The sequence below is a fragment of the Sandaracinaceae bacterium genome (genome assembly GCA_020633055.1).
GTDB lineage: Bacteria > Myxococcota_A > Polyangia > Polyangiales > Houyiibacteriaceae > JADJJE01.
This window is the reverse complement of record JACKEJ010000011.1, coordinates 112,573-135,668: the sequence shown is the minus strand read 5'-3', so window position 1 is coordinate 135,668 and position 23,096 is coordinate 112,573. Positions and strand designations below refer to the sequence as shown.

Genomic DNA, 23,096 nt, shown 5'->3' with positions numbered 1-23,096 from the left:
TGGCAAAAAGCGAGAGGCCCACGACCCCGCGTGGGGGCCATGGGCCTCGGCTCGGCTGTGGTCAGCGGGGCGCCGACCGCGTCACGTCACTCCGCGGCGGCGGCCACCACCGGGAAGGTGATGCCGGGCGCCAGGATGGGCGAGGTGCTGCGCTGGTTGGACAGGCCCAGGAAGCCGCTGCTGCCGCCCACCGGCGTGGAGCCGGCGCAGCTGATGCCGCCCTCGGCGTGCAGGGCGCAGCAGAAGTTCCAGCCGCAGCCCATCTCGACGATGTTGCCGAGCGCGGCCACCGGGGGGTTCTGCTCGCGCAGGTAGTCCCAGGGCGCCATCACGTCGTCGGTCTCCGACTCGTTGTGGCCCGTCTGACCGAAGTCGTTCGCGCCCCAGCACATGCCGTTGCCGTTGCGCAGCGCGGCGCACATCGAGTCGCCCATCTTGCCGATGCTCGCGACGTTGCGCAGCCCGCGCACCGCGACGGGGGAGGGCGAGTTGGCCTCGCGACCCGACTGCCCGTTGGTGAGCTGCCCGTCGTCGCCGCTGCCCCAGCAGGACACGGAGCCGTTGCGGCGCGTCGCGCAGTAGTTGTAGCTGCCGCCGCCGATGTCGACCGCGTCGCTGATGCCCGAGACCTCGACCGGCGTGGCCGAGCGGTCGGTCGCGCCGTTGCCGAGCTGGCCGTAGCTGCCCGAGCCCCAGCAGAGCACCTTGCCGCCCGCGAGGGCGCAGGCCGCGTCCGTGCCGACGATGACCTTGGTGGCACCCGTGATGCCCGCCACGCGCGTGGCGGTCATGTTCGGGTCGCCGTTGGCGCCGAGGGGCGAGCCCGCGCAGCTGACGCCGCCGTCCTCGTGGATGCCGCAGACCGTCATGGAGTAGGCGGTGCCGCCCACGCTGAACTCGCGGATGTCGGTGAAGCCCTCGACCGGGATGGGCAAGCTCGACTCGATGCGGCCCGTGAGCTGGCCCCAGCACGCGATGGTGCCGTTGCGGCGCAGCGCGCAGGTGCGGGTGAGGCCCGTGGAGACGTCCACCGCGTCGGTGATGCCCGCGACCGCGACCGCGGCGTCCGACGGGTTGGCGCGCGTGGAGCCCGTGCCCAAGCGGCCGTCGCTGCCGTCGCCGAAGCAGTAGACCTGACCGTCACGCACACCGCACACCGTGTGGCTGCCCACTTCGAAGGCGGTGCGCGCGGGGATGCCTTCGGCGACGGGCGGGAACGTGGAGGGCACGCTGGCCGTCGCGTTGAGCGCGGTCACATCCGGCAGGATGGCGGTGGCGTTGGGCAGCGAGTTGGGCTCGCCGTTGCCAAAGCGGCCGCTGCCGCCCGTGCCCCAGCACCACAGCTGGTTGGTCGCGTTCAAGGCACACGCCGAGGCGCTGGTGCCCGAGGCGTACGTGTCGAAGCGCAGGGCGCCCGTGAGGCCGTTGACGGCGGTCGGGGTGAGCACCTTCTCCTCGCGCGAGCCCACGCCCAGGAGCTCGCCCGTGTAGTTGTTGTAGCCCCAGCACTGCACGGCGCCGCCCGCGACGAGCACGCAGGTGCGGTTTCCGGAGACGCCGAGCTGCGTGACGCCCGTCAGGCCGGCCACGGCGGTGGGCGTCGTGATGTTGCCTTCACCAGCGCCGCTCTGACCGTAGTTGTTCTGGCCCCAGCACATGACGCCCGCGCCCGTGACGGCGCAGGTGTGGTTGCCACCGGCGTCCACCATCGTGGCGCCCGTCACGCCCGCGGCGACGATGGGCACGTTGCTGTCACGCGGGTGCTCGCCACCCTGGCCGAGCTGCCCGCTGCTGCCGGCACCCCAGCACACCACGCTGCCGTCCGCGCGGCGCGCGCAAGCGTGGGCGCGACCGGCCGAGACCTCCACCGCGTCCGCGAGGGCCGCCACGGGGACGGGAGTGGAGCTGACGTTGGTGGTGCTGTTGCCGAGGCGACCGTTCGCGCCGTCGCCCCAGCAGCTGACGGCACCGCTCGCGCGGCGCGCGCAGCTGAAGCCGTCACCCAGCGCGATCTGCGTGGCGTCGGTCAGGCCCTGCACCTGTACGGCGGTGTGCGTGACGTTCTGGTGGCCGGCGCCGAGCGCGCCCGAGGCGTTCTGGCCCCAGCAGAAGACGCCGGTGGCCGTGAGGGCGCAGGTGTGGCTTGCGCCGCAGGCGATCTCGCGCGCGCCCGTCACGCCCTGCACGGGCACCCAGGTCCAGCGCGTCTGCGCGGTGCCGTCTCCGAGCTGTCCGTCGAGGTTGGCGCCCGAGCAGAAGATCTCTCCGGTGGGCTTCATCACGCAGGTGTGATTCGCGGCGTTGCACACCTGCGCGACGACCGGCGGAGCAGCGGGCGCAGCGGGCGCGCCGCCTCCGGCCGGGGCTTGGGTCTGGGCGCCTGGCGCTGCGGCGGGCTCTTCATCTCCGCCACCGCAGCCGAACACCAGGGGCATGGCGAGAGCGAGGGCGATAGACGCTTTGGTCATACGCATCGTGTCATTCCTTGTCTGAGGTTGGACCCACCCTGCACCTCCGTACCCTTGGTAGCTCGCGCGGGCGGGTCGCTTGGTCTGCGATGGGGTACCACGTCCCTGCGATTTCTTGGGGACAATTTCCGGGATCGTTCCGCGTCCACGAGCGTTCTCGCGTTACGATGAGCCCATGGAGAATGATCCATCGGTCCAGGAAACGGACGCGCGCGAGCGCATCATGGCGTACGCGACCCAGCTGCCGTTCTTGGTGCGCTGCGGCTTCGAACTGCGCGAGTGCCAGCCGGGGGAGGCGCTGGGCGTGGTGCACGTCACCGACGCCCTCGCGGGCGGGACGGGTCAGCTCAACGGCACCGAGCTCTACGGCCTGTTGGACTGCACCGCGTGGTTCGCCGTGGCGCTCCAGCTCGCGCCGGAGGAGGCCGCTGTCACGCACGACGCGCACTTTTCCATCCTCGCGACGGCACCGGTGGGCAGCGACGTCACGTTCCGCGCCCAGGTGGACAAGCGCGGCCGCACGCTGGCGTTCGTCGCCGTCGAGGCGCGCACGGGCGAGCGCATCGTGGCGCGGGCGACAGTCACCAAGTCCATCATCCCGCTCTCGCAGCGCCTGCGGCACAAGAAGACGTGAGGTTCGGGCGCCGGACGTCCCACGTCCGTGAGCGCCCGACGACCGTCCCCACCCCCTGGCGCATCCGGGGCAGGGCCGGTAGCTTTGGCGCATGCAAGTGGAAGGACGTCATCGCGCCAACCGGTGGCGCCCGGGACCGCTCGTGCGGGTCGTGTTGGCGGCGGTCATGGCTGCGCCGTGCGCCGTCGAAGCACAGTCTGCCACCCGCTTCGCCCTCGCCGGGCACGGCACCCTGGTGGCCATGGGGAACGCCGGTCACGACCTCAGCGCCCTCGGAGACGATCCGGCCACGGGGTTCGGGGCAAGAGTGATCTACGGTGCCGTCCCGGAGGGAACGCTTCGCCCCTCGGGCGGGGTCGGTGGCCGCTTCGAGATCCTGCCGACGCCCTGGTTCTCGATGGGACTCCTCGTGTCGTACGCGCGACAGCGCGCAGCCGTGGGGCCCAACCAAAGTTGGCGCGACGTGGACGTGTGGCTGGCCGCGCGCCTGCCTGTCGACGCGGGACCTCGCCTGGTGCGCCTCGTCCCGTACCTGGCCACACCCGTCGGACTGTCCATCATGGTCGGCCGCCTGGGGGGCTCGAGCGACGCGCGCCGTCTTGGGTGGAACCTCGGTGCCCTGGTGGGGATCGAGATCGAAGCGACGGAGGGGTTCGCGGTCTACATGGAGACGGGCTGGCTGATGCGGCAAGCACGGCAGGAAGAACAAGATCTCCTGGGTCGCTCTCGGCTCACGCTCACCAGTCATCAGTTCGTGCTGCACTTGGGGCTGCGCGGCTCGCGCGCTTCGTAGCGTTGCTGGTCGGCGCACCTGCCTCTGGCACGTTCGCGGGCCTGCCCATTCCACGCTCCTGCCGTGACGGCGCGCCGTTGACCCGCTATCGGCACCCGGTGCTGCTGAGCCCGTCGCATCGTGTGGAGGGCTTCACCTGTCGCTCGGACGAGCAGACCCACTGGCTGCAGCGGCGCGCCCGTCAGTCCGCGAACACCCACTCTACGCGGGTCTTCGTCGTGAGCGTTCACCTCGTACCGGAGCTCATGCCGAGCCCAACGGACGTCCTGCACCTCCTCCTGTTGATGCAGGACGCGCGTCGGACGCTGCTGGGCAAGTAGGCCGACGAGACTGCGACTCCAGATCGCCGGAATCCGTGAGATTCACGCGCGCCACCGTTGCCATGGGAGCGCCTGCTCCCGTACCCTGCGGCGGCTACGGAGAGACCATGACCGACACATTCAGCGCATTCGGTGAGTACGACAAAGACGGCAACGGTGAGATCGACCTGCTCGAGTTCCGCGAGCTCGTCGCCGCGCTCGGGCTGGAGCTCGATCGGGCCCAGGCCGAAGCGCTCTTCGACAGCATCGACACGGACGAAGAAGGGACCATCGACTACGAAGAGTTCCAGACCTGGTGGACCTCGCGCGAGAAGTGAAGGACACGCCCCACAGGGCCCCTGGCCGCATCGACCCGGCCCAGCTGGAGCGGCTGATCATCTTCCCGCTGCCGCGCGTGGTGCTCCTCCCGGGCATGCCGATGCCGCTGCACATCTTCGAGCCGCGCTACCGCAAGATGACGCGCGACGCCCTGGAGCAGAACCGCTACATCGCGATGGCCACGCTCGACCCCGACGGTGAGCTGGACGGCGCGCAGCGTCCGCGTATCCGTGCGCTGATGGGGGTGGGGGCGCTGACCGAGTGGGAGGAGCTGCCCGACGGGCGCTATCACATCCTGCTCGAGGGCATCGGGCGCGCGCGGCTCGTGTCGGAGCACCGCAGCTGCGAGCCCTACCGGGAGGTGCGCGCGGAGCTCGTGCCCGACGTGCAGGGTGACGCGCGGGCGACGCGCGCCTCGGTGGACGCCGTGAGGGGCCTGATGATGAGCCTGCGGGTGCGCAACCCCAAGCTGGCGGAGCTGCTGCGCGAGGAGCTGGAGGAGCACCCCGACCCGGGCGAGTTCTCGAACCGCCTCGGCGCGATGATGCACGGCGACGTCGAGTCGCAGTACGAGCTGTTGGGCATGACCGACGTGTCCGAGCGCATGGACTCGGTCGTGGAGCACCTGAGCGACTTCCTGGCGCGCACGTCGGGTGCTGGGGAGGACGAGCTGAACTGAGGCGGGCGAACGCACGGGGCGTGCGGGCGCCGTTGTGCCGCTGGTGGGACGGGGGGCGGAGCGGGGACGTCGGTGGTGATTGGGGGGCACCAGGCTGAAGCCAGGTGCCCCGAGGCTGCAGTGTGACCTGCAAGTCCGCCCCACTTCGGGGGCGGACTGCAGGGTCCCGAGCCATGGAACATAGGGGCGTATGTCACGTCTTGCGTTGCGCGCCGTCGCATGGGCTCGATGGCTGGGACCGGGATGGGACGCACGGAAAGCCGGGATGGGCTCGACAGCCTATTCAGCGACGAACCCGCAAGGACGCCCAAGCCCACCAGCACGTAGTCCGCCCCCGGAGGGGCGCGGACTTTCGGTGAGCATTGCAGCTCCGGGGCACCTGGCTTCAGCCTGGTGTCCCCCAACATTGTCGGCCACATCCGCGGTGCGAGGTGCTTCACGGGGTCGAATCACACGAGCGTGCGGGCGTGCGTGGGATGCGCCCCGCTACTGGCAGGTCGCGGGACGCACGTTCGCGGGGAAGCGCCCCGTCACGTTGCCGGGTGGGCCGTAGTTGCAGACCCAGGTCTCGCCGCCATCACAGACCGCCACGCCACAGCCCAGCTCGGTGCTCTCGGACCACACCACCTGCGTGAAGTGGCCTGTGTTCATCGAGAAGCCGGGGTGCGCGTAGTCGTAGGCGCTGACCTCTTCGTACCACGCGCTCACGACATAGCTGGCGTCGTGTGAGCCTGCGGGGGCGAAGCGCATGAGGTTCTCGCCGTAGCGGCTGCGGCTGTGGCGGAAGGCGCAGCCGCTCTGGGCCAGCTCGTTGGCGTAGCGCTGCGCGACGTCGGCGATGGCCGCGGACCAGCGCATGGGCGGGGCGCAGTGCCGCGCGCGGTAGGCGTTGTGGGCGGCGAGGATGGTGGCGGCGGGGCCGCTGGGGGCGCCACCCCCGCTGGGGCCTGCGACCGGCATGCCGCTCGTGGTCTGGCCCGCGGGCGGCGCGGCCACTGGCGTAGCGCGTGGTGCGTCCCCCGTCTGTTGAGGGGCGGCGACGGGGGTGCCGCTCGTCGGCGGGGCAACGGCCGTGGCCTGCGCTGACTGGGCGACGGGCGCGGCCTGTCCGGGGTGGGCCACGGGTTGCCCACGATCGGAGGGTCCCGCGACGGGCGTTCCGGCGCTGCCGCCTGCTCCGTCGGGCGCGGCGATGGGCGTCCCGGCGGGTGGCGGCGCGATGGGCGTCGCCTGGCTGCTCGCGCCCGAGCCACAGGCGGCGATGGCGGCGAGCGACACGGCGAGGAGCCACAAGGAGCGGGGCGAGCGGGTCATCACGCCAAGATACGCGCGTTCGCGCGGAGTGTCCCTCGCCGTGGAGTTCCGGCGGTGCGTGTGCGACGTCCCCGCGGAGCGCACGCCAGCGGGCGGTGCCCTCGGTGACCGCAGGCGTTGACATGCCCACCAGCCCCCTCGGACACTCGCGCCATGACCGACTCGCACGCGTTCTATCGCGAGCTCGCCGCGGTGGAGCGCTTCGTCGACGTGGCGGACCTCTCCCTCTACGCCCAGGTGCCCGACGACTGGTCCGTGATCATCACGGACGTGCGGGGCTCCACACGCGCCATCGAGGCCGGGCGCTACAAGGACGTCAACAGCCTGGGGGTCGCGTCCATCGTGGCCGTGCGCAACGCGCTCACCGACGTGGACGTGCCCTTCGTGTTCGGCGGAGACGGCGCCACGCTGCTGTGCCCCACGGCGCTGCTCGAGCCCGTGAACGTGGCGCTGCGCGGCCTGCAGGACCTCGCGACGGGCGCCTTCGACCTCGGCATGCGTGCGGGCATCGTGTCGGTGGGCGAGCTGCGGCGCGCCGGGCACCCGTTGCTGGTGGCCCGCTACCGCGCCAGCGAGCACGTCTGCCTCGCCATGTTCGCGGGCGGCGCGCTGGCCGAAGCCGAGCGCCTGGTGAAGCACACGGAGCTGGGTGCGCAGTACGCGGTCCCCTCCGCTGGCGCGCGCGAGGCCGACTTCACCGGCTTCGAGTGCCGCTGGCAGCCCGTCCCGAGCCGCGCGGGGCACTTCGTCAGCCTGCTGGTGCAGGCCGCGTCGTCGGACCCCGCCGAGGCGGCGCGCGTCTACCTGCAGACGATCGAGCTGGTGGACGAGGTCCTCGGCGTCGGCGCCCGGCCCGTGCACAGCGACGTGCTCGCGCTGGCGAGCGGACCCAAGGCTTTCGAGCAGGAGGCGCGCCTCGTCAGCGGCAAGCGCGGCGGGCTCGGACTGTACCTGACGCGCCTCAAGATCCGCTTCATGGCTTGGCTCGGGCGCACGCTGATGCGCACGGGGAAGGAGCTGGCGGGCTTCGACGGCAGCACCTACGTGGACGAGGTGGTCGCCAACACCGACTACCGCAAGTTCGACGACACGCTTCGCATGGTGCTGGACGCGTCACCCGAGGCGCTCGCCCGGCTGCGCGAGCGGCTCACGGCAGAGCACGCCGCCGGGCGGCTGTGCTTCGGCATCCACACGTCCGAGACGGCCCTGATGACCTGCGTCATCGACGGCTACGACGGCGACCACGTGCACTTCGTCGACGGCGCGAACGGCGGCTACGCGCTGGCCGCGAAGGAGCTCAAGGCCCAGCTGAAGGCGCGTTGAGCGAGGTCTACCCCAGCATCCGCGGTCGGCGGACAGCCTGCCGACGAGCGAAGGCTCTGAGGTCTTGACACCCCCCGGCTTCGTCGACCGCCCGAATGGCATTTTCACGACGGGCTCGGGGCGAGGGGGATCGAGCCACACGTGACCCTGGGCGCGAGGCGGAAGCGGACGGTGCGCACGCCATCCGTGAAGCGCGGTTGCAGTTCATCCATGGCCTCGAGGGCCTGTGCGATCCGCGCGTGCGGCGCGGGCGGGAGCGGCAGCTCGATGGTGACGACGACGTGGCGCTTCTCGAAGCGGAGCGTCCCGGGGGCCTGCAGGAGGGCCATCAGGGTTCGCGCGCGCGTCGAGGCATCGTGCTCACGGTCGGTCGAGGAGAGCGCGTCCCCGAGGCGGTCGACGAGGTCGCGCACGGCGTTGTCGACGAGGTAGCGCATGGGCACCACGAGGTCGCGCTTGGTGGTGCAGAGCCAAGCACGCTGGGCGTCGGGCTCGACGGCGCATCGCTCGACGCGAGCGGGGACGTCACGGATCTGCTTCTGTGTGGTCTGTTGTCGAAGGTGCGCGACGACGTACTCGCTCGTCCACTTGCCGCGTTGGGTGCAGCGCTCTGGGCATGACTCGATCTCCGAGACCGTCTCGTTGAGCTGCTCGAGCTCTTCCTTCAAGCGCACGTACTCCGGGTTGTCGATGATGCGGTCGTCGGGGGCACGCGTTGCTTTGCCACGGTCGGAGAGTTGGTCGATGCCGGCACGCTGCCGTCCCGACTTGAAGGAGTTCTCCTGCATGCCGCGCAGCGCGCGGAGCGTCTCGACGACCTCCACGACATCCATGCTCGTGTCGACGTTCGTGCAGAGCGGAAGCAGCTTGTCGCCGTCGCGCTGCACGATGAGCCGGCTCGCGTGCGTCATGCGCGGGTGCTCGAAGACCGCACCGCCGATGCCATCCTGCGCTGGCGCGATGGTCGCGAGGTCGGGGAGATTCACGGAGGCCGGCACCCAGGCGATGTACTTCACGCCGGTCGCGTTCAGCTTCTCGAGCACATCGAAGTCGAAGCCACCTCGGTCGGACACGAGTACGACGGTCGTCTCCGGAAGCGCCACGCGCAGCTGCTCGGCCATCGGGCCGAGACAGGCCGAGAGGTGGCTGCCCGCGGGGACCGGCTCGCGGAACCAGGCACGACCCATCGCGTCGGTGACCACCACGTCGGCGAGGCCCTTCTCGGCGAGGCGGCGCTTGCTGTTCCAGCCCTTGTCGATGCGCTCCTTGCCTGTGTACGTCTTGAAGTGGATGTCGACACCGAAGACGCGGACGTCCATCGGAGCGCGGCGGGCAAGGTGGCGCGCGAGCTCGCCGTGCAGCGCGACGCGATCATAAGTGGCCGTCATCTGGGTGAGCGCGCGATGCATCGTCCGCACGCTCGGGCATCGCTCGGTGCCGAGCACCACCCCGAGCCCGTACGCATCGCGCTCGTGCAGAGACTCGAGCGAGTGGTACCCCGCCGCGATGCCCGCGCAGAGGGTCATCGCGATGGTCGGCGCCGAGTACACCGCCTTGTCCGAGCGCTTGGCCGAGGCCACTTTCAGCGCCGGGACGATGCCCAAGTCGCACAGCGTGCTCGTCAGCAGCACCAGGCCTGCGTACTGCGAGCGGTGCTCGGTCCCCGCCGCGAGCGGCATGCCGGGGCGCAGCTCTTCGTCGTCCTCCGCATCGCGCGCAGGACGCGTCTCGGGCTCGGCGGCAGGCTCGTCCGCGGGGCTCGGCTCAGGCTCCACCGACGTCAGAGGAAGCTGCGCCGGGAGGTGGGTGCGCAAGCGATGACCGCGCCCCACGGACCCCAATCCCTCCGCGTCGAGCGTCGCGATGACGCGCGGCAGGGACAGCCGCATCGTCCGCGCCACGGTGTCCAGTGATGCCCCGGCGCTTCGCATCGCGATGGCGCGCGAGCGCTCCTCCGCGCTCAGCGGTGAAAGCCCTTCGCGCGTTGGCGCGCGCACCAGACCGGCCGTGCCGCCCTTCTCGTAGCGTCGACGCACTCGCGTGACCTCCGACTCGCTCACGCGGCACACCATCGCAATGCGCTTGCCTCGAAGGCCGATCCTCCGGAGCCCTATGACGGCCAGATCTCGGTGGGTCAGGTCGTCCTCCTGGTATTCGTAGACCACGTGGCCGTGCACCAGGATCCGCACCTGACCCCCGCTGAACAGGCTCGTCACCGTGGTCGGATCCACTCTCTCGAATAAAGCGGTCTGGCTCGATGACGTCGGCATCCCCTACCAACGTACCGCAGCGGAATTAATGCCACGATGGTGTCGAATTTTGACGCCGCGTTTCCTCGACGAATCAGCCGGTCAACCGGGGGGTGTCAAGACTTCAGAGGCTCGCGGGCAAGGCACGCGGCTCCCATGTTTGTGGATCGCGCTCAAACGTGGTAGCCGGCCTATTCGAGCGAACATGGGAGCGCTTTGTGCCTCCCGCGCGTTGGTGCACTTTTGCACGTCACGACACGCTTCGCAGCAATCGGAACGCAAGTGCTGCGTTCTTGCGACCTCGCCTGAGGAGCCATGTGAACAGCCAGGAATGCAAGTACCCCACTCGGCTACGAGAACCTGCCGACCCGTCTCCGAGACTCGAACCCGTCATTCACTCTCGAAACCACCATCGATGGGACGGGCCGCTCGACGAGGTGTCTCTGTCTCGCTACGAGCGAGACGGATATCTGTGGTTCGAAGGGTTCTTTTCGCACGATCGGATCCAGCCGTTCTTCGAAGAGCTCGTGGAGATCTCGAACGACGACGAGCTCATGAGGTCCGACTTGGTCATCCAGGACCCGAAGAGCGGACGCATTCGCTCCGTGTTCGACATGCACCGAATATCGGAGCGCTTCGACAAGCTGACTCGCGACCTACGCATCCTTGGAATGGTTCGTCAGCTGTTGGGCAGCGAAGTCTACATACACCAGTCGAGAATCAACGATAAGTTCGGGTTTGATGGGAGCGGATTTCAATGGCACTCGGACTTTGAGACGTGGCACGCGGAGGACGGGATGTCCGACATGCGTGCGGTGAGCGCGTCCATCATGCTCACCGCGAATGACGAGTTCAATGGACCGCTGATGCTCATTCCAGGGTCTCACCACTACTTCATCCCCTGCGTCGGTGAGACGCCGAGAAACAACTGGGTCCACTCGCTCGAGCGCCAGGACACGGGCATTCCCGACAAGCACACCCTGTCGATGCTCGCCCAACGCGGGGGCATCCAGGCGCCGAAGGGGCCAGCCGGGTCTCTCCTGCTGTTCGAGTGCAATACACTGCACGCCTCCAACGAGAACATGTCGCCGTGGCCGCGTTCCAACCTGTTCTTCGTGTACAACAGCGTGGACAACGTGCTGCACGCTCCCTATGCCGCTCCCACCCCCAGGCCGAACCACCTGGGAAACCGGAGAGACGTGGCAGCCCTGCAGATGCACGACGACTTTCCGGAATTGGCGGGCCAGGGAGTGCCTCAGCTGCGCCATGCTGAGCAGTGGCTCCGTGATGGATAGGCGGGGTGCGGTGCTGGGGCCGCGCGCGGCGCCGCTCAGAACGCGAGCGGGATGGTCAACCAGAAGGCGTCCTGCGGCTCGCCCAGCGCGCTCGGCAGGCCCGGCTCCTCGGCCGGGCGTGGCCCCAGGCGGCGCAGGCGTCGCAGCCCCACGGCGCTGAAGATGATGCCGATCAGCGCGGGCGGGACGATGGCGATGAGCGCGGCGGCGGCCCGCGTGCCCGGCGTGGCTTGCTCGTCGGGGATGCGCAGCAGGCGCACCAGGGCGACGATGGCGGTGCCCAGGTAGAGGCCGCCGCGGATGCTCAGCGCACGGGCCCGGCAGCGGTCCTCGGGCCAGCGGTCGTACGCGCTGTCGCGTCCTGGGTCGCTGTGGAGGCGCACGCGCAGGCCCACGCCCGTGAGGGACACGGCTGCGCCGGCGAGGACGATGCCCACCCCTGCGTGCGCGTGCTCTTCGCGCGCGAGCAGGGGCAGGCCCGAGGAGCTCAGGATGAGACCGCCCGAGATGAGGTTGCGCGACTGGCAGCGGCGCGCGCCCCAGGTGCCCGGGTCACGGGTCTGCCACTGCGCTGCGGCGTCGCTCGCGCAGGCGAGGCACAGGACCGCTGCGAGGGTGGCGTGGAGGGCGCGGCGCGCAGACTCACGATTCACGGAGCGAGCGGCCCGCCCGTGCCCGGCCCCGCGCCACCGTGCGCGGCCAGCTTGCGCCGCAGGTGCGCATGGGTGCCGCGTCGCGTCAGCTCGCGGGCGAAGCGGGTGTAGTCCTCGGTGCGCCCGAGCGCTTGGGTGACCATGGTCAGGTAGGCCACGCAGTGGTCCTCGAGGATGGCGTCGCGCGTGCTCTTGTAGGCGCGCTGGAGCGCGTCGAAGGCCTCGCCCATGCGCCCCTGCTCGTACAGCAGCGCCCCGCGCGTGGCCTCGAAGCGCGCGGCCGGACCCGAAACGCGGATGGCCGCCTGCACGGCGTGCAGCGCATGACCGAGCAGGTCCGTGTCCTGGCTGTCGAGGGCGATCAGCGCGGCCACGTGCAGCAGCTCGGCCTCCATCAGCGCGTCGCGCGGGGCGGTCTCGCGCAGCGCCTCGAGCGCCTCGGTGGCAGCGTCGGTCTCGCCTCGGGCGGACAGCACGCGCACCTGCAAGAGCGCGGCGTGGGCGTTCTCGGGCAGCGCGGCGATGGCTGCCTCCGCCTCTCCTTGCGCGTGCCCGAAGTCCCCCGCGTGCAGCGCCTCGTCCACGCTGCGCGTCGCAGCGGCCGCGGCCAGGTACGCGAAGTGGGCCTCCGTGAGGGACGCCGCGCGCAAGATGCCGAGCCCGTCGTTGGGCGCGCCCGCCAGCGCGTGCGGGATGAGGTTGGTGAGCCCCCCGAACGCCAGCGCCAGCGCCGCGCTCTGGCTGGCGATGAGCGCGTAGTCGTCGGCCTGCACGAAGAACGGGTCCCAGCCCCACGCGAGCGCGATGACGGCCGCGACCAGCAGCTCGGCCAGCGGGCCCGCCGCGTACACGAAGGCGCTCTTGGCGCGGGCCAGCTCGCCGCTGCGCGGGGTGGGCACCACGTAGCCCTCGGCCAGCAGCGCGCGTACGACCACGCGCGTCTCCCCGACTCGGAAGCGGAACAGCTCGGGCCCCAGCCCCAGCACCATCTGCGTCACCCGCCAGCCCACCAGCTTGGCTGCCAGCGCGTGGCCACACTCGTGGATGACCAGCGCGGGGGCCCAGAACAGCAGCAGCAGCGGGAAGGCCAGCTTGCGCGGCTCGAAGGGCACGAGCACGTCCGCGATGAACAGCCCGAAGAGCAGCAGCAGGAAGCCACCGGCCGTCCACCGCTCACCAGGCGACATCGGCCGCCTGGGTGCGGGGTCGTACAGCATGCTTCAGTCCCGCGATATGAAGATGCGCAGGACGTACCAGAACATGAGGGCTACGGAAGAGAACAGCGCGAGCGACGCGCCCACGTAGCGGTCCTCGGGGTAGTGGTGGATGACATTAGACGTGTCGTACAGGATGGCAGCGCCGGCGAAGACGACCATGCCCACGCTGAAGAACGTGCCCAGCTGGAAGCCGAACAGGACGCCCGCGACGATGAGCAGCAGCACGCCGAAGCCGCCCCAGAGCAACACGCCGCGCAGGAAGCTGAAGTCCTTGCGCGTGATGAAGGCCACGGCCGTCAGGCCGACGAAGCCGATGGCCGTGACGCCGGCGGCCGAGCTGATGACGCCCTCGGCCCGCATGTTGGCGATGAGCAGCAGGGGCACGAAGATGATGGCTTCGGCCAGCACGTACGCGCCGAGCGCGGCGTACTGCGCGATCTTCGACTCGGCCGTGATGGCGATGCGACTGCCCAGCCAGCTGACCACCATGAAGGCCCCGAGCACCAGCAACCAGCTCACGCCCATCATGGCCTGGGCCAGGGGCAGGGCGAGGCCGCTCGCGAAGATGAAGACCTCGAGCGCGACGAACGCCATGATGGCGCCGAGGAGGTGCAGGTAGGTCTTGACGATGAACGTCGACCGGTCGCCAGTGGCGGTCTGTGATGGAGCGTACGAGTACTCTTGCATGGGTCTCTCCCTTGGGATGTTGAGGGGATCGTAGGCAATCTCACGGCAATCGCAAGGTCGCCAGGCCCGGCGCGGTGCTCACGGCTGCGTGGGGGCGCTCGCGCTTCGGCGTCCCGACCCCACGGGTCACTACCGCACGCAGCAGAATCCTTCGAGGTCGATGTGTCTCCAAACGCAACACGCCCCCACGGCGGACCGCAGGGGCGTGTGCGAGTTGGCGCAGGGACGCGCGCCGAGGCTACTTGCGGGCCTCGCGGCGCGCGTTGACCTCTTCGCGAACCTTCTCGACGATGTTGTTCGGCACGGGCGCGTAGTGGCTGAACTCCATGGAGAACTGACCACGGCCCGAGGTGGCCGAGCGCAGGTCGCCGATGTAGCCGAACATCTCTCCGAGCGGCACGTCGGCCTTGATGCGCACGCTGCTGGCGCCGGGCTCCTGGCTCTTCATCATGCCACGGCGGCGGTTGAGGTCGCCGATGACGTCACCCACGTTCGCGTCGGGCACGAACACGTCCACCTTCATGATGGGCTCCAGCAGCTGCGGCCCGCACTTGGGCAGCGTCTGGCGGTAGGCGGCCTTACCGGCAGCCTCGAACGCCATCTGCGACGAGTCGACCGCGTGGAAGCCACCGTCCGTGAGCGTCACCTTGAAGTCGAGCAGCGGGAAGCCGATGAGCGGACCCTTGTCCATCATGACCTTGAAGGCCTTCTCGACGGAGGGGATGAACTCCTTGGGCACCTTGCCGCCGATGACGGCCGACTCGAACACGTAGCCCGTGCCCGGCTCGCCCGGCTCGACCGTGTAGTCGATCTTGGCGTACTGACCCGAACCACCAGTCTGCTTCTTGTGCGTGTAGCTGTCGCTGACGGGCTTGGTGATGGTCTCGCGGTAGGCGACCTGGGGCTTGCCCACGTCGGCCTCGACGCCGTGCGTGCGGCGCAGGATGTCCACCTTGATGTCCAGGTGAAGCTCGCCCATGCCCTTCATGATGGTCTCGCCCGACTCCTGGTCGACCTCGACGTGGAAGGACGGGTCCTCCGCGACCATCTTGCCCAGGGCGACGCCCAGCTTCTCGCTGTTGGCCTTGTCGCGCGGGATGATGGCCACCGAGATGACCGGCGCCGGGAAGACCATGGGCTCGAGGGTGGCCGGGTTCTTCTCGTCCGCGAGGGTGTGACCGGTGCGGACGTTCTTGAGGCCGACGGCCGCCACGATGTCACCCGCCTGCGCGGTCTCGATGATGGTGCGGTCGTTGGCGTGCATCTCCACCATGCGGCCGATGCGCTCGGACTTGCCCGTGAAGGTGTTCACGAGGCTGTCGCCCTTGTTGATGGTGCCCGAGTAGATGCGCAGGAAGGTCAGGGCGCCGAAGCGGTCGTCCATGATCTTGAACGCCAGCGCGCGCACGGGGCCCGTCGGGTCCACCATCGCGAAGCTGCCCGTGGGGTTGCCCTCGAGGTCGATCTCGGGCTGCGGGTCCACCTCGGTGGGGCTGGGCAGGTAGTCGACGACGCCGTCGAGCACCTGCTGCACACCCTTGTTCTTGAAGGACGAGCCACAGAACGTGGGGAAGAACGCCAGCTTGCGCGTGCCCTCGCGGATGCAGCGCTTGATGGTCGCGATGTCGGGCTCGGTGCCCTCGAGGTAGGCCTCCATGACCTCGTCGTCCTGCTCGACGGCGGTCTCGATCAGGTCGTTGCGGTACTTCTCGACCTTCTCGACCATGTCGGCGGGGACCTCGCCCACGGTGTAGTTCTCGGGCAGGCCGGAGTCGTCCCAGATGTACGACTTGCGCTCGAGCAGGTCGACGACGCCCACGAAGTCCGCCTCGGTGCCGATGGGGAGCACCATGACGAGCGGCTTGGCGTTGAGGATGCTCTTGACCTGGCCGACGACGCGGTAGAAGTCCGCGCCGGCGCGGTCCAGCTTGTTCACGTAGATGATGCGGGCGACGCGCGAGTCGTTCGCGTAGCGCCAGTTGGTCTCCGACTGCGGCTCCACGCCGCCCGAGCCGCAGAACACACCGACGCCGCCGTCGAGCACCTTCAGCGAGCGGTAGACCTCGATGGTGAAGTCGACGTGGCCCGGCGTGTCGATGACGTTCAGGCGGTGGTCCTTCCAGAAGCACGTGGTCGCGGCGGACTGGATCGTGATGCCGCGCTCCTGCTCCTGCTCCATGAAGTCCGTCGTGGCCGCGCCGTCGTGAACCTCGCCGAGCTTGTGGATCTTGCCGGTGAGCTTGAGGATGCGCTCGGTGGTGGTCGTCTTCCCTGCATCCACGTGCGCGAAGATGCCGATGTTTCGATATTTGCTCAGATCCGTCACAGCTACCTGCTCTTGAAGGTTGGGGCGCGATGCCCGCGATGGAGGCGGGTGTTAGTCATTTGTGGGCGATTCGGCAAGTGGACGCCGATCGGTCGCGCGAATTCGTCTGTTTTAGGGGGCTCGGCGCGCGCGCGCCATCCGAGGCGTCGGCGTGTTTCCAGATTGGCGCCCGCGGCCCGGCTGCGCGACACTGCGGCTCCCCCGGAGGCAGAACGTGCATTTCACTTCGAACCCTACCTTTGATCTGGCGCTGACCGTGGCCTTCGCCATCGTGGCCCTCACCGTGGTCGCGGCGCCCTTCATCGCGTCGCCCTACGGGCGCTTCGCCACGGACCGCTATGGCATGGCGCTGGACCCGCGTCTGGGCTGGTTCCTGATGGAGCTGCCCGCGACGCTGGCGTTCTTCACGGTCTACCTGCGCAGTCCCGAGCGGGCCGAGCCCTTCGCCATGTTCTGTGCGTTCGTGTGGGGCGTGCACTACCTGAACCGCGGCTTCCTGATGCCGGCCTTCATGCGCGTGCCCAAGGGCCAGAAGAGCACCTTCGGGCTCATGGTGGTGGTCATTGGGTGGGTGGTGACGTCGCTGCACGGCTACCTCAACGCCACGTGGGTCACCTCGCTCTTCCCGCAGCGAGGGGTCGCGTGGTTCTCGGACCCGCGCTTCATCGTAGGCGTGACGCTGTACTACGGCGGGTTGCTGGTGAACCTGCACTCGGACCACATCCTGCGCACGCTGCGCACCAAGGACGAGGTCGCACGGGGCGAGCGCCACTACCGCATCCCGCAGGGTGGCCTGTTCCGGTACGTCACGAACCCCAGCTACTTCAGCGAGCTGGTGTTCTGGATCGGCTTCGCGATGTTCACGTGGTCCCCGGCCGGCATCTACATCTTCGCCATCAGCGCGGCCAACCTGGTGCCCCGCGCCCGCGACACGCACGCCTGGTACCGCGAGAAGTTCCCGGACTACCCGCCCGAGCGCAAGGCGCTGATCCCCTTCGTGTGGTGAAAACGACGAGGCCCGGGGGTGACCCGGGCCTCTGACTCGCGCGCCGTCCGTCGATGCCGCGGCGGACGTTCTCAGACGGCGTTCAGGCGCCTCACTCGGCGCGGCGCTCCACCACGAACTCCACGCGTCGGTTGCGCTCGTCGCACTCCGGCGTGTTGTCCGTGCAGAGGGGCTCGGACTCGCCGCGGCCGGCGGAGTCGATCTCGAGCGTCAGGCCACGCTCGCGCAGGGCGGCGACGACGGCGGCCGCACGACGCTCGGAGAGGCTCTGGTTGTCCTCTTCGCTGCCGCGCTGGTCGGTGTGACCCGTCACGTGCAGCGTGTCCACGCTGCGCGCGCGGCGGAGCAGGGCGGTGATGCTGTCCAGCAGCGGCCCCGACTCCGGGAGGATCTCGTCGCTGCCCGTCGCGAACTGGATGTGGCGGGGGATCACCAAGCGCGCACCCTCGAAGCGGACGCCGTTCTCCTCGTCCGCCTCGGGCTCGGGCTCGGGGGCCGGCTCCGGCGTGGGCTCGGGCTCGGGCGTGGTGGTCTCGGTCTCGCCCTTCTTGCAGCCGGCGAACGCGGTCAGCGACAGGACGGAAAGGATCAGAATGTACTTGCGAAGCATGTGAGTTCTCCTGAGTTCGAAGGTCAGCCCCAGCGGCTCCCCTCGCGTCGGGCGCTTAGCACCAAATGGGGATGGCGCCAAGGCATGTGCGTAAGCTTACTGCGAGTTCGACGGGCGCAACACCCCCGGGCCTCGCGCGTCGGCAGCTCACCCCTTCACACACATCACCTGGCGCAGCGTGTGGACCACCTCCACCAGGTCCGACTGCTGGGCCATGACCTCGTCGATGTCCTTGTAGGCTTCCGGGATCTCGTCCAGCACGGCGTGGTCCTTGCGACACTCCACACCCTCGGTCTGCGCCGCCAGGTCCGCCAGCGTGAACTGCCGCTTGGCCTGGCCGCGGCTCATGCGGCGGCCCGCGCCGTGGGAGGCGGACTCGAAGCTCTCCGGATTCCCGAGGCCGCGCACGATGTACGAGCGCGTCCCCATGCTGCCCGGGATGATGCCCAGCTGCCCCTGCCGCGCGCTGATGGCCCCCTTGCGGGTCACCAGCACGTCCTCGTCGAAGTGGTGCTCCTCCGAGACGTAGTTGTGGTGGCACTCGATGGGCTCCTCGAAGCGCACCTGCTTGAACAGGCCGCGCAGCACGTCGCGGTAGAGCTCGAGCATCACGCGCCGGTTCTCGAGCGCGTAGGTCTGCGCCCAGAAGAGGTCGCGCCGATAGGCCGCCATCTCGGGGGTGCCTGCCAAGAACGCGGCCAGGTCGGGGTCGGGCAGGGCGCGGTTGTGCGCGAGCTTGCGCGCGATGCCCATGTGGATCTCGGCCAGCGTCTTGCCGATGTTGCGGGAGCCCGAGTGCAGCATGAGCCACACGCGCTGCTCGCCGTCGAGGCACAGCTCGATGAAGTGGTTGCCGCCGCCGAGAGTGCCCATCTGCTTGCGGGCCTTGCCGCGCAGGTCCTGCACCTTGGTGTGCAGCTCGGGGAAGCTCTTCCACAGGCGCGACTTCTCGGCCTGCTTCGGGATGCTGCCGTGCGACGAGAAGCCCACCGGGATGGCCTTCTCCACGCGCATGCGCAGGAGCGCGAGCGAGTCGGGCAGGTCCGACGCGCCGAGGTTGGTGCGCACGGCCGCCATGCCGCAGCCGATGTCCACGCCCACGGCGGCGGGGCACACGGCGTCCTTCATGGCGATGACCGAGCCCACGGTCGCGCCCTTGCCGAAATGCACGTCGGGCATGACCGCGACGTGGTGGAAGACCCACGGCAGGCGCGCGATGTTGCGCAGCTGGTCGAGCGCCGCGGACTCCACGGACTCGAGCTGAGTCCAGAGGTGTACGGGGGCGTTGCCCTCGCCGGTTCGTAGCGCTGAGATGGCCATGGTGGGCCATTAGCTAGGGCGCGGGCCCTGGTCGTCAAGCGTCGGGGAGCGCGGTTCCGCCGAGCGACAGCCGAGGGCCGCCGACCTCACGCAGCCACCAGTCGCGCTCGTCCGGTCGGTGCGTCACGAACAACAGCGTGCTCGCAGTCTGGGTGCACAACGAGCGCACCAGCTCCAGCGCGTGGGCGCGGTTGTCGGCGTCGAGCCCGGCGGTGGGTTCGTCCAGTACGACGAGCGGAGGCACCTTGATGGCCGCGCGCGCGATGAGCACCAGACGCTGGGTCCCGAACGAAAGCTCGCGGAACGCGTCGTCGCCATGGAGCCCGAGGTCCAGCCACCGCAGCCACGCACGCGCGCGGGCCCGGGCGCTGGGGCCAGGGGCGTCGTAGAGCCCGATGCTGTCGTAGAGGCCGCTGAGCAGGACCGTGTCCACGGAGGCCGCGACCCGGTAGTCCCGGTGCAGTCGCCCGCTGACGAGGCCCACGCGCCGCTTGATGTCCCACACGCTCTCGCCGGTGCCGCGCTTGCGCCCGAACAGGGTCAGGTCGTTGGCGTAGGCTTGCGGATGGTCCCCGGTGAACAGCTCGAGCAGGGTGGACTTGCCCGAGCCGTTGGGGCCCTCGAGGAGCGTGTGCTCCCCGGCGCGCAGCGTGAAGTCGAGCCCCTCGAACACGGGCTGCCCGCCGTAGGCGACGCGGCCCGCGCGCAGGGCGATGAGCGGGATGGCTGGGTCGAGTGCCGCGTCCGCCGCGTGCCATGGCCCGTCTTGCACCGGCGGTGCGGGGCGCACCGCGCGCAGCCCGCCGGCGTGGGCACGAAACGCGGCCAGCGACCCGCGGAACACCACGTGACCGGGGGTGGGCGCCCGGTCGAGCGCGGTCACCTCACGCACCAGGTCGGGCGGCACGGCGCTCCCGTCGCCAGGCCCGTCTCCTTCCAGCGCACCAGCGAGCACCACGGGGATGGACGCCGCGACCTGCGCGAGGGCCTGGCCGAGGTCCCCGCAGGCCGCTCGGTCGAGCCCTTCGAACGGCTCGTCCAGCACCAGCAGCGTGGGCCGCTGCACGAGGGCACGCAGGATGAGCGCCTTGCGCGACTCGCCGGTGGACAGCGTGCGGTAGCCGTGGTCGAGCAGCGGCGTCAGGCGGAACGTGCTGCAGAGCGGGTGCGCCGCGCCGTCGGGGCCGAGCAGCTGACGCACGGTGTGCCCAGGGTCCGCGCCGCCGTGGAAGTCGCTGTCGTCGCGCGCGAGCTCGGCCTCGTAGAACGCCTGCTGACTCTCCGGGGAGAGCAGCTGCGCGCCCTCGGTGCGCTCGGCGAGTGTGCGGGCTCGCTGGGACTTGCCGGAGCCGTTGGGGCCGGTGATGAGGTACAGACCGGGCTGCATGGGCGCGAGTGTGCGAGCTGCGCCTTCGGCGTCAACCGCGCTCATCCGTGGTCCTTGCGCGCGGCCAGACGCGTGGCCTCGGCGACGTCCATCAGGTTGCCCAGGCGTGCGCCCGCGCGCCCTCGCAGCGTGGTCACGTCGCGCGCCGGTTGTCGATGCGCCGGCGAGGCCACCGCCAGCTCGTCGCGCGCCACCACGGCGAGGGCGTCGAGGGAGCGCAAGGAGCCGTGCTCGTCCAGCGGGCCATGCTCGCGGAGGACGGGCTTCAGCAGCCGCATGCGGTGCGGGAGGCCCGTCGCGTCGTGCAGCACGCTCGGGGTGCTGCGGTTCCATGCGAGGCCTGTGTCCCCTGGCCGCGTGAACGCCCGCAGCGCGTCCGCGAGCTCGCTCGGCGCGATGGCGTCGTCGAAGTCGCGCGCGTGTAGGCCCAGGGTGGCGAGCTCCGACTCGGGGGGGAGGCCTTCGACGGGGAGGATCATCCGCTCGAACGTCTCGCCCGTGGCGAAGCGGAGCGCGACCAGCTGCAGCAGCGGCCCGGGCTTCCCGGGGCCGGGCTCGGTGGGCGGGAGCGCCTCTGCGTAGAAGCCCACCAGCCGCTCGGCGTCCTCGGCCAGCCAGCGGGGGACGCCGCGGTACGCGCGCTCACGGCGCACGCGCTTCTGACGCTTCGGCCGGCCCTCGGCGCGCGCCCGCTGGTGGTGTTCGATCTGGGTGTCCACCAGCGCGTCGAACGCGCGTAGCAGCCCGTCGAAGCCCTGCGTCTCTGGCTCGAGGATGCGCAGCGCCAGCAGCGTGGACTCGAGCGTCGAGACGAACTCCGGCCGTGGCTCGCGGCGGATGCGGTAGCGGCTGGGCGCGTCCGGCGAGAGCTGGACGTGCGGCAGCCGCAGGAGCCAGGGGTTCGCCCGGTACAGCCCGCGGGCCTGGCTCCACGTCCCGTCCAGCACCAGGAGGTGCCGCGGGCGCTCGGCGGGGGGGAGCTGCTCGAGGTCGCGGGCGTGCGGGCCCGGGTAGAGCAGGGCCGTGCCCTCTGGCAGCGGGAGCGGCTTGTGCAGGTCGCGCTCGCCCGAGAACGCCACCACCACCTCCGAGTTCAGCAGCCCCAGCTCGACGAAGCGCGCGGTGCCCAGCGCGTGCCCGTGCTCGCGCGGGTGCTGCAGCACCGAGACGCCCACGCGATTGTGCACGGGGTCGATCAGCGCGCAGACGCACGTGACCCTTGGCTTCCAGCAGCGGAAGCAGGTCTCGCGGTGGGCTCGCTCACGTGGTGTTTCGCTCTGGGCGCGCGCGGCGCTCTCGACCTGGGCGCGCGCGGCGCTCTCGACGTCGTGTTCGGCGGTGGGGGGCATCGGGCGAAAGGTCTGTACCGGATGAGGCGCTCTTTCGCTACGATCGGGGCCATGATCACCCACGTCGTGCTCTTCAAGCTCAAGGACCGCAGCGAGGCCGCCGTCGAGACCACCCGTGAGGTGCTGCTCGCCATGCGCGGGCGCATCCCCGAGCTGCTGGAGATCGAGGTCGGCGCAGACCAGCTCCACAGCGAGCGCTCCTACGACATCGCGCTCATCACCAAGCACGACTCTTGGGACGCCCTCGACGCCTACCAGGTGCACCCCGTGCACCAGGGGGTGGGCGTTCACATGAAGCAGGTCGTCGAGCGCGCGGTGGCGGTCGACTACGAGAGCTGAGCCGCGCGCGCCGCTCGGCGCTGGTCAGCGCAGTCCGGCCAGCTCGGCGCGCGTGCTCACGTCCAGCTTGCGGTACACGGCCACCAGGTGGTTGCGCACCGTGTTCTCGGAGCTGCCCACGAGGCCCGCGATCTCACGGTTCGTGAGGCCACGCGCGACGAGGCGCGCGACCTCGCGCTGGCGGGCGGTGAGCACGTCGAACGCCGCTGGTTCCGGCTCGTGCGCCTCGCGTCGGGCGCGCCAGGCGAGATCGCCCAGGGACAGCACGGGGGCGAGCGCCTCGGCCACCTGACGCTCCTTGCGACCGAAGGCGCGCGCCGTGGGCGTGGCGCGCACCAGCGTGATGACGGACAGCGGCGTGGCCTGCGCGTGCAGCGAGAACGCGAGCACGAAGCGCTCGCCATAGGGCATGCCGTGCTCGGCGAACACGCGCAGCCACGTGTCCTCTCGCGTCAGCTGCAGCACGTCGCGTGAGCGAGCCGCGCGCGTTCGCAGGACGGGGTAGTCCTCGAGGTACTCGCGGGCGGTGAGGCGCGCGTTCTCGAACCGAGTCGGGTCCACGTGGCGCGAGGCGAGGGTGGACAGCGGGCCGGGCTCGACCGTGTCGTCCAGCACCATTGCGGTGTCGAAGCCCAGGGGCGCCAGCGTGTCCAGCCACGCGTCGTGCAGCTCGCGCCGAGAGCGGGCGGTCAGCGCGCCTTCGCACAGGTCGGCGGTCAGACGCGCGAGGTGGAGGGCGGGCCGAGGCATGACCGAGGGTAGTGCACGATCCAGGATCGGTGGAAGCCCGGGCTCGTTCGGAGGCCCCC

At 70.2% G+C, this 23,096-nt stretch carries 21 protein-coding genes; 9 read left to right on the top strand and 12 right to left on the bottom strand.

Translation table 11 applies throughout. The features are described 5' to 3' along the window. Positions 1 to 86: 86 nt before the first annotated feature. On the bottom strand, positions 87 to 2,468 hold the full coding sequence (locus H6726_25080; GenBank protein MCB9660945.1) for a hypothetical protein: 2,382 nt from the start codon (positions 2,466 to 2,468) through the stop codon (positions 87 to 89). 175 nt (positions 2,469 to 2,643) lie between these two features. On the opposite strand from H6726_25080, the gene H6726_25075 reads away from it, so the two are divergent. The 5 genes from H6726_25075 (at position 2,644) to H6726_25055 (ending at position 5,212) form a co-directional block, all read left to right on the top strand. Further along, the gene (locus H6726_25075) at positions 2,644 to 3,102 is read left to right on the top strand and encodes a PaaI family thioesterase (GenBank protein ID MCB9660944.1); all 459 of its coding nucleotides are present in this window, start codon (positions 2,644 to 2,646) and stop codon (positions 3,100 to 3,102) included. A 91-nt stretch (positions 3,103 to 3,193) separates the two neighbouring features. Beyond that, positions 3,194 to 3,895, top strand: a complete 702-nt coding sequence (locus tag H6726_25070) for a hypothetical protein (GenBank protein ID MCB9660943.1) — start codon at positions 3,194 to 3,196, stop codon at positions 3,893 to 3,895. A 77-nt stretch (positions 3,896 to 3,972) separates the two neighbouring features. Then, complete coding sequence (locus H6726_25065; GenBank protein ID MCB9660942.1) at positions 3,973 to 4,215, top strand: hypothetical protein; 243 nt, start codon at positions 3,973 to 3,975, stop codon at positions 4,213 to 4,215. Between the two features lie 107 nt (positions 4,216 to 4,322). After that, the gene (locus H6726_25060; GenBank protein ID MCB9660941.1) at positions 4,323 to 4,532 is read left to right on the top strand and encodes an EF-hand domain-containing protein; all 210 of its coding nucleotides are present in this window, start codon (positions 4,323 to 4,325) and stop codon (positions 4,530 to 4,532) included. Then, a complete protein-coding gene (locus tag H6726_25055) occupies positions 4,511 to 5,212 on the top strand; it encodes an LON peptidase substrate-binding domain-containing protein (protein MCB9660940.1) in 702 nt (233 codons plus the stop codon). Before H6726_25060 ends, H6726_25055 begins: the two co-directional genes overlap by 22 nt. Before the next feature lie 486 nt (positions 5,213 to 5,698). Here H6726_25055 and H6726_25050 read toward each other — a convergent pair whose 3' ends face one another. Next, positions 5,699 to 6,526: a hypothetical protein gene (locus H6726_25050; GenBank protein ID MCB9660939.1), complete on the bottom strand. Its 828-nt coding sequence runs from the start codon at positions 6,524 to 6,526 to the stop codon at positions 5,699 to 5,701. Between the two features lie 153 nt (positions 6,527 to 6,679). Between H6726_25050 and H6726_25045 the strand changes: the two genes are divergently transcribed. Continuing rightward, on the top strand, positions 6,680 to 7,849 hold the full coding sequence (locus H6726_25045) for a DUF3095 domain-containing protein (protein MCB9660938.1): 1,170 nt from the start codon (positions 6,680 to 6,682) through the stop codon (positions 7,847 to 7,849). Between the two features lie 104 nt (positions 7,850 to 7,953). Here H6726_25045 and H6726_25040 read toward each other — a convergent pair whose 3' ends face one another. Next, complete coding sequence (locus tag H6726_25040; GenBank protein ID MCB9660937.1) at positions 7,954 to 10,119, bottom strand: hypothetical protein; 2,166 nt, start codon at positions 10,117 to 10,119, stop codon at positions 7,954 to 7,956. 296 nt (positions 10,120 to 10,415) lie between these two features. Between H6726_25040 and thpD the strand changes: the two genes are divergently transcribed. Then, positions 10,416 to 11,393 carry an ectoine hydroxylase gene (gene thpD, locus H6726_25035; GenBank protein MCB9660936.1) on the top strand — a complete coding sequence of 326 codons (978 nt, stop codon included), beginning with the start codon at positions 10,416 to 10,418 and terminating at the stop codon, positions 11,391 to 11,393. A gap of 35 nt (positions 11,394 to 11,428) precedes the next feature. Here the strand turns inward: thpD and H6726_25030 are convergent, their stop codons facing one another. The 4 genes from H6726_25030 to H6726_25015 all read right to left on the bottom strand — a co-directional run bounded on the left by H6726_25030 (position 11,429) and on the right by H6726_25015 (position 16,276). Further along, entirely contained in the window at positions 11,429 to 12,046 is a 618-nt protein-coding gene (locus H6726_25030) for a hypothetical protein (protein ID MCB9660935.1), read from the bottom strand. Beyond that, on the bottom strand, positions 12,043 to 13,263 hold the full coding sequence (locus H6726_25025) for a site-2 protease family protein (GenBank protein ID MCB9660934.1): 1,221 nt from the start codon (positions 13,261 to 13,263) through the stop codon (positions 12,043 to 12,045). Before H6726_25025 ends, H6726_25030 begins: the two co-directional genes overlap by 4 nt. Before the next feature lie 3 nt (positions 13,264 to 13,266). Beyond that, positions 13,267 to 13,950, bottom strand: a complete 684-nt coding sequence (locus tag H6726_25020; GenBank protein ID MCB9660933.1) for a Bax inhibitor-1 family protein — start codon at positions 13,948 to 13,950, stop codon at positions 13,267 to 13,269. A gap of 238 nt (positions 13,951 to 14,188) precedes the next feature. Next, complete coding sequence (locus tag H6726_25015) at positions 14,189 to 16,276, bottom strand: elongation factor G (GenBank protein MCB9660932.1); 2,088 nt, start codon at positions 16,274 to 16,276, stop codon at positions 14,189 to 14,191. Positions 16,277 to 16,490: 214 nt separating this feature from the next. Here H6726_25015 and H6726_25010 point away from each other — a divergent pair, with 214 nt between their 5' ends. Beyond that, on the top strand, positions 16,491 to 17,282 hold the full coding sequence (locus H6726_25010) for a DUF1295 domain-containing protein (protein MCB9660931.1): 792 nt from the start codon (positions 16,491 to 16,493) through the stop codon (positions 17,280 to 17,282). Between the two features lie 91 nt (positions 17,283 to 17,373). Here the strand turns inward: H6726_25010 and H6726_25005 are convergent, their stop codons facing one another. The 4 genes from H6726_25005 to H6726_24990 form a co-directional block, all read right to left on the bottom strand. Next, the gene (locus tag H6726_25005) at positions 17,374 to 17,892 is read right to left on the bottom strand and encodes an OmpA family protein (GenBank protein MCB9660930.1); all 519 of its coding nucleotides are present in this window, start codon (positions 17,890 to 17,892) and stop codon (positions 17,374 to 17,376) included. A gap of 147 nt (positions 17,893 to 18,039) precedes the next feature. Next, positions 18,040 to 19,212: an RtcB family protein gene (locus tag H6726_25000; GenBank protein ID MCB9660929.1), complete on the bottom strand. Its 1,173-nt coding sequence runs from the start codon at positions 19,210 to 19,212 to the stop codon at positions 18,040 to 18,042. A 34-nt stretch (positions 19,213 to 19,246) separates the two neighbouring features. Next, positions 19,247 to 20,599, bottom strand: coding sequence for an ATP-binding cassette domain-containing protein (locus H6726_24995; GenBank protein MCB9660928.1), 1,353 nt, complete (start codon positions 20,597 to 20,599; stop codon positions 19,247 to 19,249). A gap of 41 nt (positions 20,600 to 20,640) precedes the next feature. Continuing rightward, complete coding sequence (locus H6726_24990) at positions 20,641 to 21,948, bottom strand: DTW domain-containing protein (protein MCB9660927.1); 1,308 nt, start codon at positions 21,946 to 21,948, stop codon at positions 20,641 to 20,643. Positions 21,949 to 21,999: 51 nt separating this feature from the next. Here H6726_24990 and H6726_24985 point away from each other — a divergent pair, with 51 nt between their 5' ends. Beyond that, a complete protein-coding gene (locus H6726_24985) occupies positions 22,000 to 22,287 on the top strand; it encodes a Dabb family protein (GenBank protein MCB9660926.1) in 288 nt (95 codons plus the stop codon). Between the two features lie 24 nt (positions 22,288 to 22,311). On the opposite strand, the gene H6726_24980 is transcribed toward H6726_24985, so the two are convergent. After that, the gene (locus tag H6726_24980) at positions 22,312 to 23,037 is read right to left on the bottom strand and encodes a helix-turn-helix transcriptional regulator (protein ID MCB9660925.1); all 726 of its coding nucleotides are present in this window, start codon (positions 23,035 to 23,037) and stop codon (positions 22,312 to 22,314) included. Positions 23,038 to 23,096 lie beyond the last annotated feature (59 nt).